The 13,672-nt window shown below is 57.4% G+C and carries 13 protein-coding genes; 10 read left to right on the forward strand and 3 right to left on the reverse strand.

Annotated elements, in window-relative coordinates:
* Positions 1 to 498: hypothetical protein (locus KHQ28_RS17795; protein WP_102015697.1), on the reverse strand; the 498-nt coding region annotated here is incomplete at its 3' end.
* Positions 499 to 882: 384 nt separating this feature from the next.
* Here KHQ28_RS17795 and KHQ28_RS17800 point away from each other — a divergent pair.
* From KHQ28_RS17800 to KHQ28_RS17815, 4 genes are all read left to right on the forward strand, one after another.
* The gene (locus KHQ28_RS17800; protein ID WP_002887454.1) at positions 883 to 3,033 is read left to right on the forward strand and encodes a carbon starvation protein; all 2,151 of its coding nucleotides are present in this window, start codon (positions 883 to 885) and stop codon (positions 3,031 to 3,033) included.
* Positions 3,034 to 3,142: 109 nt separating this feature from the next.
* The gene (locus tag KHQ28_RS17805; protein ID WP_002887451.1) at positions 3,143 to 3,346 is read left to right on the forward strand and encodes a YbdD/YjiX family protein; all 204 of its coding nucleotides are present in this window, start codon (positions 3,143 to 3,145) and stop codon (positions 3,344 to 3,346) included.
* A gap of 11 nt (positions 3,347 to 3,357) precedes the next feature.
* Positions 3,358 to 4,314 (forward strand): GTPase, encoded by a 957-nt coding sequence (gene yjiA, locus KHQ28_RS17810; RefSeq protein ID WP_002887442.1) that lies wholly within the window; start codon positions 3,358 to 3,360, stop codon positions 4,312 to 4,314.
* Between the two features lie 391 nt (positions 4,315 to 4,705).
* Positions 4,706 to 5,251 carry a YfaZ family outer membrane protein gene (locus KHQ28_RS17815; RefSeq protein WP_004177540.1) on the forward strand — a complete coding sequence of 182 codons (546 nt, stop codon included), beginning with the start codon at positions 4,706 to 4,708 and terminating at the stop codon, positions 5,249 to 5,251.
* A 97-nt stretch (positions 5,252 to 5,348) separates the two neighbouring features.
* Here the strand turns inward: KHQ28_RS17815 and KHQ28_RS17820 are convergent, their stop codons facing one another.
* Both KHQ28_RS17820 and KHQ28_RS17825 read right to left on the reverse strand, forming a co-directional pair.
* Positions 5,349 to 6,719 (reverse strand): NAD-dependent succinate-semialdehyde dehydrogenase, encoded by a 1,371-nt coding sequence (locus KHQ28_RS17820; protein ID WP_004146105.1) that lies wholly within the window; start codon positions 6,717 to 6,719, stop codon positions 5,349 to 5,351.
* 158 nt (positions 6,720 to 6,877) lie between these two features.
* The gene (locus KHQ28_RS17825) at positions 6,878 to 7,828 is read right to left on the reverse strand and encodes an Rpn family recombination-promoting nuclease/putative transposase (protein ID WP_032418086.1); all 951 of its coding nucleotides are present in this window, start codon (positions 7,826 to 7,828) and stop codon (positions 6,878 to 6,880) included.
* A 215-nt stretch (positions 7,829 to 8,043) separates the two neighbouring features.
* Here KHQ28_RS17825 and KHQ28_RS17830 point away from each other — a divergent pair, with 215 nt between their 5' ends.
* The 6 genes from KHQ28_RS17830 to KHQ28_RS17855 all read left to right on the forward strand — a co-directional run bounded on the left by KHQ28_RS17830 (position 8,044) and on the right by KHQ28_RS17855 (position 13,663).
* Complete coding sequence (locus tag KHQ28_RS17830) at positions 8,044 to 8,859, forward strand: AraC family transcriptional regulator (protein WP_032418087.1); 816 nt, start codon at positions 8,044 to 8,046, stop codon at positions 8,857 to 8,859.
* 47 nt (positions 8,860 to 8,906) lie between these two features.
* A complete protein-coding gene (locus tag KHQ28_RS17835) occupies positions 8,907 to 9,569 on the forward strand; it encodes a LysE family translocator (RefSeq protein ID WP_004177543.1) in 663 nt (220 codons plus the stop codon).
* A complete protein-coding gene (locus tag KHQ28_RS17840) occupies positions 9,562 to 10,854 on the forward strand; it encodes a DUF445 domain-containing protein (protein WP_004146109.1) in 1,293 nt (430 codons plus the stop codon). The genes KHQ28_RS17835 and KHQ28_RS17840 overlap by 8 nt, the downstream gene beginning before the upstream one ends.
* A gap of 53 nt (positions 10,855 to 10,907) precedes the next feature.
* Positions 10,908 to 12,149 (forward strand): multidrug efflux MFS transporter MdtM, encoded by a 1,242-nt coding sequence (gene mdtM / locus KHQ28_RS17845; protein WP_032418088.1) that lies wholly within the window; start codon positions 10,908 to 10,910, stop codon positions 12,147 to 12,149.
* Between the two features lie 25 nt (positions 12,150 to 12,174).
* Positions 12,175 to 12,414, forward strand: coding sequence for a DUF2164 domain-containing protein (locus KHQ28_RS17850; protein WP_016529771.1), 240 nt, complete (start codon positions 12,175 to 12,177; stop codon positions 12,412 to 12,414).
* Between the two features lie 97 nt (positions 12,415 to 12,511).
* Complete coding sequence (locus KHQ28_RS17855; RefSeq protein ID WP_032418090.1) at positions 12,512 to 13,663, forward strand: double-cubane-cluster-containing anaerobic reductase; 1,152 nt, start codon at positions 12,512 to 12,514, stop codon at positions 13,661 to 13,663.
* Positions 13,664 to 13,672 lie beyond the last annotated feature (9 nt).

Below are 13,672 nucleotides of genomic sequence, written 5' to 3' on the forward strand. Positions count from 1 at the left end.
ATTATACCACTCCTGCTGTTTTGCAATGCAGGCGGAAAGACTTTGATAGAATTTCCCTCTTTCTGCAATGAACTCTTCTTTGATTGTCGCTGGCCCATATTCTCGATCAAGAACCTTAACTTCCTCATTATATAAGGCGAGTGCTTCCCGGCCATCATCAACTTTATAGGCCTGCTGACTGGAATCAACATCAGCGCTAACAAAAACACTTTTTAGCCCTTTATTCTTATCGAAATAAAGCTTCATCTCCTGATATTTCAACGCCCCCACTTCCTGGGGAGTCAGCGTTGAGATAATCAGATCCGGGTCTTTTCCGGCATAATTGATATCTGATACCTCCAGAGAATATAAAGGCGTGTTTCTGGCCTCATCGTAACTCATCCCCCAGCGCAAATTATAAGGGGCTGCCGGCTCATCAACAGCCTGATGTATCTCTCTTGCATGAGCATATGTTAAGTAAAAAGCACTGGCGATGATCATTATCTTTACAAATTTCATAACTCGAATTCCCTTTGTTAAACGCTATCCATACGACATGGCAAAGTCAGCATAATATCAAAATACCTCTACTTGAAATAAAGATAGTGATCTGCGGGTGATAAAAACCGTTATCCTCAGTTTGAAAGCATATCTTTGAGATGCGCAGAATAATATTGTGAGCTTAATCACACATTTACGCGCTCTCGTACTCATATCTAACCGCTTACCCCCGCAAGTAACCGCTTAACCCCCTATACAACCACTCACCGATTTACCCAACTTTACGCGCGCGCTGTTCTGGCAAGATCGGAGGCAGCCTAGCTAATCAATACCTCCATCAACCCTTACTTAAAACCAGACGGCTTCGGCCAATTATTCATCTAATTAACGCCAGGTTTTACTATGGATACCAAAAAACTATTCAAGCACATACCCTGGGTGATTCTCGGAATCATCGGGGCATTTTGCCTCTCAGTCGTCGCCCTGCGCCGCGGTGAGCACGTCAGTGCCCTGTGGATCGTCGTCGCGTCGGTTTCCGTGTACCTCGTCGCCTACCGTTATTACAGCCTGTACATCGCGCAGAAGGTGATGAAGCTTGACCCGACGCGCTCCACGCCGGCGGTCATTAATAACGATGGCCTGAACTATGTGCCAACCAACCGCTACGTGCTGTTTGGCCACCACTTTGCCGCCATTGCCGGCGCCGGCCCGCTGGTCGGCCCGGTACTGGCCGCGCAAATGGGTTATCTGCCGGGCACCCTGTGGCTGCTGGCCGGCGTGGTGCTGGCGGGCGCGGTACAGGACTTCATGGTGCTGTTTATCTCCTCGCGGCGTAACGGCGCCTCGCTGGGCGAGATGATTAAACAGGAGATGGGGCCGGTTCCGGGCTCTATCGCCCTGTTCGGCTGCTTCCTGATTATGATCATCATCCTCGCGGTGCTGGCGCTCATCGTGGTGAAAGCGCTGGCGGAAAGCCCGTGGGGCGTGTTTACCGTCTGCTCGACGGTGCCTATCGCCCTGTTTATGGGGATCTACATGCGCTTCCTGCGCCCAGGCCGCGTCGGTGAAGTGTCGGTTATCGGTATCGTGCTGCTGGTGGCCTCTATCTGGTTCGGCGGCGTGATTGCCCACGACCCGTACTGGGGCCCGGCGCTAACCTTTAAAGACACCACCATCACCTTTACCCTGATTGGCTACGCGTTTATTTCCGCCCTGCTGCCGGTATGGCTGATTCTGGCGCCGCGCGATTATCTGGCCACCTTCCTGAAAATCGGCGTAATCGTCGGCCTGGCGCTGGGGATCGTTATCCTCAACCCGGACCTGAAAATGCCGGCAGTGACCCAGTACATTGATGGTACCGGTCCGCTGTGGAAAGGCGCCCTGTTCCCGTTCCTGTTTATCACCATCGCCTGCGGCGCGGTCTCCGGTTTCCATGCGTTGATTGCCTCCGGTACTACGCCGAAGCTGCTGGCCAACGAAACCGATGCCCGCTTTATTGGCTACGGCGCGATGCTGATGGAATCCTTTGTTGCAGTCATGGCGCTGGTTGCGGCCTCGATTATCGAACCGGGTCTCTACTTCGCGATGAACACCCCGCCGGCGGGCCTGGGCATCGTCATGCCGAACCTGCATGAAATGGGCGGTGAAAACGCGGCGATGATCGCAGCGCAGTTGAAAGAAGTGACCGTCCACGCGGCGGCGACCGTCAGCTCCTGGGGCTTTGTGATTTCACCTGAGCAGATCCTGCAGACGGCGAAAGATATCGGCGAACCTTCGGTACTGAACCGCGCTGGCGGCGCGCCGACGCTGGCCGTCGGTATCGCCCACGTATTCCATAAAATCATCCCGATGGCGGATATGGGCTTCTGGTACCACTTCGGTATCCTGTTTGAAGCGCTGTTTATCCTCACCGCGCTGGATGCGGGTACCCGCGCAGGCCGCTTTATGCTGCAGGATCTGTTGGGTAACTTCGTGCCGTTCCTGAAAAAAACCGACTCGCTGGTCGCCGGGATTATCGGTACCGCCGGCTGCGTCGGGCTGTGGGGCTACCTGCTGTATCAGGGCGTGGTCGACCCGCTGGGCGGCGTGAAGAGCCTGTGGCCGCTGTTCGGGATCTCTAACCAGATGCTGGCCGCCGTGGCGCTGGTGCTTGGCACCGTGGTGCTGGTCAAGATGCAGCGCACCAAATATATCTGGGTCACCGTTATCCCGGCGGCATGGCTGCTGCTGTGCACCACCTGGGCGCTGGGCCTGAAGCTGTTCAGCAGCAACCCGCAGATGGAAGGCTTCTTCTTTATGGCTCAGCAGTATAAAGAGAAGATTGCCGCCGGCGGCGAGCTGACCGCGCAGCAGATCGCCAACATGAACCATATCGTGGTCAACAACTACACCAACGCCGGCCTGAGTATTCTGTTCCTGGTGGTGGTGTATAGCATCATCTTCTACGGCATCAAAACCTGGCTCAATGTCCGCAACAATAAGGTGCGTACCGACAAAGAGACTCCGTATGTGCCGGTACCGGAAGGCGGCGTGAAGACCTCGTCACATCATTAACCCTGATGCCGGATAGCGCTACGCGTATCCGGCCTACCAAAAGCGCATTAACGTAGGCCGGATATGGCGCTAGCCGCCATCCGGCTTTATTCGTTATCTGGAACTTATAATGTTTGGTAACTTAGGTCAGGCAAAAAAATATCTCGGTCAGGCGGCAAAAATGCTGATTGGCATTCCGGATTACGACAACTACGTCACGCATATGCAAACCAACCATCCGGATCAGCCGTACATGACTTATGAAGAATTCTTCCGCGAACGCCAGCAGGCCCGCTACGGCGGCGACGGCAAAGGCGGCGTACGCTGCTGTTAATGGAGGCAATAATGGCACCGATTGCAGTCACCCTACTCACCGGTTTTCTCGGCGCAGGAAAAACCACCCTCCTGCGCCATATCCTCAATGAGCAGCACGGTTTCAAAATCGCCGTAATTGAAAACGAATTCGGCGAAGTCTCCGTTGACGATCAGCTCATCGGCGACCGCGCCACGCAGATTAAAACCCTGACCAACGGCTGTATCTGCTGTACACGCTCCAACGAACTGGAAGACGCCCTGCTCGATCTCCTCGACAGTCGCGATCGCGGCGAAATCGAGTTTGACCGGCTGGTGATTGAATGCACCGGCATGGCCGACCCGGGGCCGATTATCCAGACCTTTTTCTCCCATCAGGTGCTCTGCGAGCGCTATCTGCTGGACGGCGTGATCGCCCTGGTTGACGCCGTCCATGCCGACCAGCAGATGGATCAGTTCACCATCGCCCAGTCGCAGGTCGGCTACGCGGACCGGATCCTGTTAACCAAAACCGACGTCGCCGGCGACACCGAAAAGCTGCGTGAACGGCTGGCGCGCATTAACGCGCGGGCGCCGATTTATACCGTCATTCACGGCGATATCGATTTAAGCCAGTTGTTTAACACCAGCGGTTTTATGCTGGAAGAGAAGGTTGTCAGCGCCACACCGCGCTTTCATTTTGTGGCAGAAAAACAGAATGACGTCTCGTCGATTGTGGTCGAGCTCGACTATCCGGTGGATATCAGTGAAGTTTCACGGGTAATGGAAAATCTGCTGCTCTCCTTCGCCGAGCAATTGATGCGTTATAAAGGCATGCTGTGGATCGACGGCGAGCCAAATCGCCTGCTGTTCCAGGGCGTGCAGCGCCTCTACAGCGCCGACTGGGATCGCCCGTGGGGCGATGAAACGCCGCACAGCACGCTGGTGTTTATCGGCATTCAGTTGCCGGAAGAGGAAATTCGCGCGGCGTTTGCCGGGTTACGACGCTAACCTGCCCGCCTGCGCCCTAAGGCGCAGGCCCCCTTCTCTCTGAGACCTCGTCAAAAACAGGGACCAAACGTCGGCAGCGCGTCGAAAAATGTAAAGCAACGTTTTAATAAGTAACAGTAGAAACATTTTTGGAAATTATAAGAAACTGAATGAATAGGCCCCTTAATAATTAATGACTGCTCTGTTCAGTTTCTGTTTAGCCCACCAATTAAACCACGGCTAAACAGGCTAAATTTGCTGATTGACCTCGCCGTAACCCAACGTCATTACAACATTTTCAAAACACCTTCCTGACAAAACCAGCATAAAAAATCGACGTAAGTCACATTTGCAGAGGTAAACATCGCTTGTTAAGGTGCCCTCAGACAACTTTATTGACGAGGAGTAAACCATGAGAAAGCTTAACATCCTTATTCTTGCAGCCCTGACCGCGGTCTCTGGTTCCGCCATGGCGGTGGGGTTTACCGTTGAACAGGGTAAAAACTTCACTAATCTGAATATGGAAATGGGTAAATCCTCTTCTGGCCTGTACGCCGAAAGCCACTGGCTGAAGAATACCGATGATGGTAGCCAGACCGGCGGCGTGGGCGCGGGTTACAACCTGGAAGTGGGCCCGGTGATGCTCAACGCCGGCGCGAAAGCCATCTACCTCGGGCCGAAAAAAGGCGATAACGGCGTCGCGTTTCCGGTCGGCGGCGGGGTGAACGTGGCCCTGACCGACAGCATCCACGTGTTTGGCGAAGGGTATGTCGCGCCGGATGGTCTGAACAACAGCGTGAAAAACTATGTTGAAGCGAACGGCGGCGTGAGCTGGTCTCCGATTGGTCCAGTGACGTTGAAAGTGGGTTACCGCCATGTGAGCGTTGACGGTAAAGAGGGTCGCCCGAACCACACCCTGATTGATGGCGCCTATGTGGGCGGCGGGGTCACCTTCTGATTATGGTCAACGCCCCGCGATAAAGTTAAGGTGCGCTGAGCATTAGCCATAAAAAAACCTGCCGAATGGCAGGTTTTTTTATGGCCGGGTCATAGGCTTAGCGGCGCACCACCACCAGCTTCTGGTTCACAAACTCTTTGATGCCGAGATCGGAGAGCTCCCGTCCGTAACCGGAACGCTTCACGCCGCCAAACGGCAGCTCCGGCGCGGTATCGGTGAGCCAGTTGATATAAACCATTCCGGTTTCAATGGCGGAGGCCATCCGTTTGGCGCGTTCGATATCCTGACTGAACACCGCGCCGCCCAGACCATAGTGGGAATCATTGGCCAGCTGGATTGCCTCCTCATCGTTTTTCACCACGTAGATCTGCGCCACCGGGCCAAAGAACTCTTCGAAGTACGCCGGATTATCACGGGTGATACCGGTCAAAATGGTGGGTTCAAAGAAATTGCCTTCTCGAGCCACCGCTTTGCCGCCCAGATGCAGCTTAGCGCCATTTTTCACCGCCTCGTCCACCTGTTTGCTTAGGGTATCCAGCGCATCTTTGGAAGAGAGCGGCCCCAGCGTGGTGCTTTCATCCAGCGGATCGCCGATTTTCACCTGGCGAAACGCCTCGCTAAATTTTGTCAGGAACGCATCCGCGATATTTTCGTGCAGGATAAAGCGCTTGGCAGCGGTACACACCTGGCCGGCGTTGTTCAGCCGCGCCTGGACGCCGATTTTCACCGCGCGCTCCAGGTCGGCATCGTCCAGCACGACAAACACATCATTGCCGCCCAGTTCCAGCGTTGATTTCTTAATATGCTTCGCCGCCTGCGCCGCCACCACGCTGCCGGCTTTCTCCGACCCCGTTAGCGCCGCGCCCTGCACGCGATCGTCGGCGATAATCTTCGCCACCTGATCCTGGGAGATAAACAGGTTAGTCCACGCCCCCTCCGGAGCGCCGGCCTCACGCACCAGATGGGCAAAGGTCTCCGCGCAGTGCGGCACAATGCTGGCGTGTTTGGCGATAACCGGGTTACCGGCTGCCAGGTTTGGCGCCAGGACGCGCATCAGCTGGTAATAGGGGAAGTTCCACGGCTCCACCGCCAGTAAGACGCCAATGGGATGGTGCTCAACCCAGGCTTCACCCAGTTCGGAGGGATACTTCACCGGCGCCAGGAACGATTTGGCGTTATCGGCGTAATAGCGGGCGATCTGCGCGCAAAGTTTCACTTCGCCGCGGCTCTGCTTAATGAGTTTCCCCATCTCCTGGCTAGCGATTTTTGCCAGCTCCTCCGCCCGGCTATCAATCAGATCAGCCAGCTTATGCAGTACCGCCAGCCGCGGTTCAATATCGCCTTTTGCCCAGGCAGAATGGTAGAGCGCATCCGCCTGCTGCAGCGCCGCCTCCACGTCCGCATCGCTGTGCGCCGGGTACGTTTTAATAAGCTGATTGTTCGCAGGATTCACCGTCTGATAGGCCATATCGCATGTCTCCTTGTTATCGCTACTAAGGCAGTCAAAAATGCCGTTAAGGATATTAAGGGTAGTCGAGATGGCTGGCGATGCGGGTAAAGTTAGGTATATCCGGAATATTCCATAACGAGGCTAACCGGGGCGACCGTCAGGCCGCCCCGGCGTTATCAATGCGCCAGCGCGGCGATCTCGTCGGCGGTCAGACCGGTGATTTTCACCACCGTCTCGCGGGCAATACCGTCGTCCAGCATCCTCTGGGCAATGCGCAGCGCCTCGGCATGCTGTCCTTCCTGCCGGCCTTCTTGTCTGCCTTCTTGCCATCCTTCAAGCCGCCCTTCCCGTTTGCCTTTTCTACGGCCTACTTCCTGTAATCTTTCGGCGATGGTCATCAATCTCTCCCTGTGCTGAGGAACCCGTTGCGCCACTTCGTGGATAAACCGGCCAAAGCGGCGCGCGTTGCCAGTCTGCAGCAGATAATTAAACAGCGTTTTTAGCTGTCTGTCATTAGCGTCCCCGCTAAGTAAAATCGTCGTCAGTTGCTCAACAATGCCCATTAAATCGCGCTGGCGAATATGCTTCTGTATCAGCTCGAGTAATGCCACGCGCCGGTGGCGAACGATCTCATCGTCGGGGATCACCGTGACATCCACCAGCGGAAAGGGCGAGATATAAAGCTCACTCGCCAGCTGTGGATCGGCAAAACAGTCCAGCCAGTTGAGTGACCACGGGTATGGCGTGGTCGCTCCGTGATAGAAGAGCATCGGCACCACCAGCGGCAGTTTTGTATGACCGCCATCAAGATGGCGCTGCATCGCGGCGATGGCGTAGCGCATCAGGCGGAAGGCCATCTGCGCATCCGGCGAGCTCTGATGTTCGATAACCACATAAATGTAGCCGTCGCCAGACGCGGTTTTGAGTGACCACAGCACATCGGAGTACCAGGCCCGCAGGCTCTCCTCGATAAAGCTTGCCGATTCCAGCTGTAAGGTATCGAGGTCGCAGCGCTGACGCAGCGCAGGCGGTAGATGGATCGCCAGAAAATCGCGCGCGGTGTCGGCCTGAGTGAGGAACTGTTTAAACACCGCATCATGCGGCGTCGAGGTGGTGCCCTTTGCCATCGGCTCATCCCTGCCTGCTTATCCTGCAGGGACTCTACATCCCATGAATGTCTCTGGCACCCCGGAAACCGGGATTTTACATTCCGCTACGAAAACATATTTCCCCGGACTGCAAGCGTGACATCCTTTTTCGACGCGGTACGCAAATCCAGGCGGGCGACAGCCTCGGCGCAGCATGCTATAAACGGCTTATCCCCGCAGCAAAGGCCAAAGCAGTGAACCATACCCGAGATATTCCCCAAACCTTCTGGCGAGACGATCGTCTGCCGTGGCTGGAGCTGCGCAGCACCTGGCGCAGCCGCCAGGCCTATAAGCGCCACAGCCACCCCCAGCTCTCGGTGGGGGCGATTATCGAGGGGGAAACGCGCTGCCTGTGCGCTGGCCGGGAGTACCTGCTACAGCCCGGGGATCTGATCGTGATCCCGCCGCACGCGCCGCATAGCTGTAATCCGCTGCATGACAGGCCGCGCAGCTATCACATGCTTTACCTGGACGCGACATGGTGCCGCGCGCAGCGCCCGGATATTCCCCCTGGCGCCAGTATCACCTCGCCGCAGCCGCTGCTGCGCGACAGCCCTCTCTTTGCCAGTTTCCAGCAGGTTGTCGCCCTGATGAACCGCGGGAGCCTTGAACAACTGCCCGCCCGGCTGGCGCAACTCCTGCACGCGCTGCCGCTGTGCGCCGCCGCGCCGCAGGCGCCACATCACGCCAGCGCCCTGCTGTTTCAGCGCCTGGCGATGGATCTGCCGGCGTCGCCGTCGCTGGATAAGCTGGCCCACGACAGCGCGCTTCGTAAAGAGACCGTTATCCGCGCCGTGAAACAAGATACCGGCCTGACGCCTGCCAGTTTGATCAACATGGCGCGCATCGAATATGCGAAAACGCGCTTACGCGCCGGGGATCCTATCGCCGACGTTGGCTATCAGGCTGGCTTTGCCGATCAGAGCCATTTCCATAAAACCTTTGTCAGCTATACCGCCGCCACGCCGCGGCAGTATGCGCAAAGCAGATCAATATCTGACAATAAGTAATACGCCACCTGGCGTAGGGTGGCCTCTGCACCATTATCGAGGCCACTATGCATACCTTATCGACGCTCTTTCCCGCCGCCTTCCCGGCGTTAGCCCTGTCCCACTTTGTCGCTCTGCTCAGTCCGGGCCCTGATTTTTTTCTGCTGGTCGGCTACGCCGTGCGCTACCGGATCCGCGGCAGCATCGGATTGTGTCTCGGCATCGCCGCAGGCAATGCGCTGTATATTGTGCTCGCCATCGTCGGCTGGGGGCTTCTGCGCCAGGCGCCGCTGCTTTTTTTGCTCATCGAACTGCTGGGGGCGGGCTATTTATTGTGGATTGGCAGCCTGCTGATACGCAGCCGTCCCGCGACGCTGGCGATGGAGAGCGTTCGCGCAGCGCGTCCGGGGTTCGGCAGGCAGCTGCTGCTGGGGCTGGGGTCATCGCTGCTCAACCCCAAAAACGCCCTGTTTTATCTGGCGCTGATGACTTCCCTGCTCGGGCCGGCTGTGACCCTGCTTCAGCAAACGGTGAGCGGGCTGTGGATGGTCAGCGTGGTGTTCTTCTGGGATTTACTGCTGGTGAGCGCGATTGCGCTGCCGCAGATACAGCGCCGCCTGGGCGCCATCGTCTGGCGAGTCGAGCGGGCGGCGGGGGCGATCCTGATGCTCTTCGGCCTGGGGATTATCTGGCGATTTTTGCACGACCTCGCCGTCAGGCTATATGCTTAAGCATATGGAAAAACTCGCTGAACTGAAACGCGCCAAACTGCTGGCGCTGTCGCTGCTGCTGATTGCAGCCGCCATTTTTATCACTACCCTCGCGCTACCACCATCGCCCTGGGTCGGTGCGCTAAAAGCTATTTCCGAAGCGGCGATGGTCGGGGCGCTGGCCGACTGGTTTGCGGTCGTGGCTCTGTTTCGCCGTATTCCGCTGCCCTTTGTCGCCCGCCATACGGCGATTATTCCGCGCAATAAAGACCGCATCGCCGACAACCTCGGCCGCTTTGTCGAGGAAAAGTTCCTTGATACCCCGTCGCTGGTCGCGCTGATCCGCCGCTATCAGCCAGCCCTGATGCTCGGCAACTGGTTCAGCCAGCCGGAGAACGCCCGACGGGTCGGCCAGCACCTGCTGCAGGTGATGAGCGGTTTTCTCGAACTGACCGATGACGCGCGCATTCAACGTCTGCTGCGACGCGCGGTGCATAAGGCTATCGATAAGGTCGACCTGACGCAGACCAGCGCCATGATGCTGGAGGGACTGACCCGCGACAATCGCCATCAAAAGCTGCTCGATTCGCTGATAAACCAACTGATCGCCCTGCTGCAGCGCGACAGCTCCCGCGCCTTTATCGCCCGCGGCATCGTACACTGGCTGGAGACCGAACACCCGCTGAAGGCCAAACTCCTACCCACCGAGTGGCTCGGCGAGCACAGCGCTGAGATGGTCACCGACGCGGTGAATACCCTGCTGGACGAGGTGACTCACGACCGTACGCATCAGATCCGTCAGACTTTTGACCGCGCCGTGCAAAAGCTTATCGATAACCTGAAATCCGACCCGGATATGGCGCAGAAGGCCGATAACATCAAAGCCTGGCTAAAAAATGATGAGACCTTTAACCACTATCTTGGCGAAGTATGGGGCGACCTGCGCGGCTGGGTAAAAAACGATATCAGCAGCGACGACTCACGTATTAAGCAGCGTATCGCCGAGGCGGGGCAGTGGTTCGGTGAAACCTTACTCCGCGACGACGCGCTGCGCGAATCGCTTAACGAACACCTGGAGCAGGCGGCGCACCGGGTGGCGCCGGAGTTCGCCACCTTCCTCACCCGCCATATCAGCGACACAGTGAAGAGCTGGGACGCCCGCGATATGTCGCGGCAGATCGAGCTCAATATCGGTAAAGATCTGCAGTTCATCCGCATCAACGGTACCCTGGTGGGGGGAACCATCGGCCTGTTGTTGTGGCTGCTCTCGCAGATCCCCTCGCTGCTGCATCTGCATATTGGTTAGCAATGATACTATCCGAACAATAGCGCTGATAAATATTCCACAGGGAGGGCGAGATGATGCACAGGATTTCCCACTGGCTGAGCCGACACGCCGCCGCGCTGTTCTTCCCGGCGGCGTTAATTCTGTATGATTTTTCCGCTTATCTCACTACCGATCTGATCCAGCCGGGGATCCTGCACGTGGTGCGGGATTTCAATGCTGATGTGGCGCTGGCTCCGGCCTCGGTGAGCCTGTATATGGCCGGCGGCATGGCGCTACAGTGGCTGCTGGGGCCGCTCTCTGACCGGATAGGACGGCGTCCGGTGCTGCTCACCGGCGCGCTGATTTTCACCCTCGCATGCCTGGCGACCCTGTTCACCACCTCCATGACGCAGTTCCTGATTGCCCGCTTCGTGCAGGGCACCAGCATCTGCTTTATCGCCACCGTCGGCTACGTCACCGTACAAGAGGCCTTTGAGGAAAAAAGATCGATCAGACTGATGGCGGTGATCACCTCCGTCGTGCTGGTGGCGCCGATCGTCGGTCCGCTCTCCGGCGCGGCGCTGATGCATTTCATTCACTGGAAAGCGCTGTTCGGCATTATCGCCGCCATGGGATTGGTGGCCTGGCTCGGCCTGCTGTTGACCATGCCGGAGACGGTGCGCCGCGGCGATGTGCCGTTCAGCCCCCTGGGCGTGCTGCGCGATTTCCGCAACGTCTTTCGCAACCGCATCTTTTTACTCGGCGCCGCCACGCTGTCGCTGAGCTATATTCCGCTGATGAGCTGGGTGGCGGTATCGCCAGTGATTTTAATGGACGCCGGCGGACTGACCACCAGCGAGTTCGCCTGGAGCCAGGTGCCGGTCTTCAGCGCCGTCATCATCGCCAACCTGTCGGTGGCGCGCTGGGTAAAAGACCCTACCCGCCCGCGCTTTGTCCTCAGCGCGGTGCCGGTACAGATGCTCGGCCTGGCCATCCTGATCGTTGGCAATCTGGTATGGCCCCACGTCTGGCTGTGGTCGGTGGTCGGCACCTGCTTCTACGCCTTCGGCATCGGGCTGATTTTCCCGACGCTGTTTCGCTTTACCCTCTTTTCCAACGACCTGCCGAAAGGCACGGTCTCCGCCTCGCTGAATATCGTGATCCTCAGCGTCAGCGCGTTATCAATTGAAGGCGCGCGCTGGCTGTGGTTCCATGGCGGCAGACTCCCCTTCCACCTGTTGGCGGTGGCCGCCGGGATTGTCGCCGCCTGCTGCCTGGCCAGACTGTTACGCCACCAGCGCGAACAAGCGGTGATCGAAGCCCGGCAGTCGTGAGCCCTTTTACGGAGAAAGCCCCATCATGAATGACATTGAACTCGGCCAGGCGCAGCGCGACCTGCTGCGCGACAGGCTCAGCAAGTACTGCGCAGAGACCTTCGACCTCGAACTAGAGCAGTTTGACGCCGAATTTTTCGTCGACTTTATCGCCAAAGAGCTGGGGCCGCTGTTTTACAACGCCGGTATCGAAGAGGCCATCCGCACCCATCAGGCATGGAGCGAGCGTATCCAGGAAGAGATGGATTTGAAAAAGGTCTATTAACACCGTGTACAGACGCAGGAGATCAATAAAACCCTGCATACATCATGGCTATAATGGCGGCTCTTTCAGCATCTCCCGTGTACGGGGAAGGAAAACCATGTCGCTTATCACCGGTCTACCCGCCATTTTTGACCAGTTCTCAGAAGCTCGCCAGAAGGGCTTTCTCACCGTCATGGATCTTAAAGAGCAGAACGTACCGCTGGTGGGCACTTACTGCACCTTTATGCCCCAGGAGATCGCCATGGCGGCGGGCGCCGTTGTCGTCTCGCTGTGCTCAACCTCCGATGAAACCATCGAGGAAGCGGAAAAAGATCTCCCGCGCAACCTCTGCCCGCTTATCAAAAGCAGCTACGGCTTCGGCAAAACCGATAAATGTCCCTACTTCTATTTCTCTGACCTGGTGGTTGGGGAAACCACCTGCGACGGCAAAAAGAAAATGTATGAGTACATGGCCGAGTTCAAGGCGGTCCACGTCATGCAGTTGCCGAACAGCGCCAGCGATGCCGCCTCGCGCGCACTGTGGAAAACGGAGATCCTGCGCCTGCAGCAGGTGATTGAGGCCCGGTTTGGCACGCCGATTAGCGAGGCGGCGCTGCGCGAAGCCATCGTGTTGAAAAATCGCGAGCGCCGGGCGCTGGCCCACTTTTATCGTCTCGGGCAGCTCAATCCGCCGGCGCTCAGCGGCGGCGACATCCTGAAAGTGGTGTACGGCGCCACTTTTCGTTTCGACAAAACCGCCCTGATTGATGAACTGCATGCCATGGCGGAGCGCATCCATCAGGAGTGGCAGCAGGGTAAACGGCTGGAACCTCGTCCGCGGATCCTGATCACCGGCTGCCCGATCGGCGGCGCGGCGGAAAAAGTGATCCGCGCCATCGAGGAAAACGGCGGCTGGGTGGTCGGCTATGAGAACTGCACCGGCGCGAAAGCGACCGAGCGCTGCGTGGCGGAAGAGGGTGACGTCTACGACGCCTTAACCGATAAATATCTCGCCATCGGCTGCTCCTGTATCTCCCCCAACGACCAGCGTCTGCAGCTGCTGAGCCAGATGGTGGAGGAGTATCAGGCCGACGGGGTGATCGACGTCATTTTGCAGGCCTGCCATACCTATGCCGTGGAATCGCTGGCGATTAAACGCCATCTGCGCCAACAGCACGATCTTCCTTACATGGCGATTGAAACCGACTATTCGACAGCGGACCTCGGCCAGCTCAGCACCCGCGTCGCCGCCTTTATCGAAATGCTTTAAGGAGCTGGC

Source organism: Klebsiella sp. 28, from assembly GCF_018223905.1.
GTDB lineage: Bacteria > Pseudomonadota > Gammaproteobacteria > Enterobacterales > Enterobacteriaceae > Klebsiella > Klebsiella pneumoniae.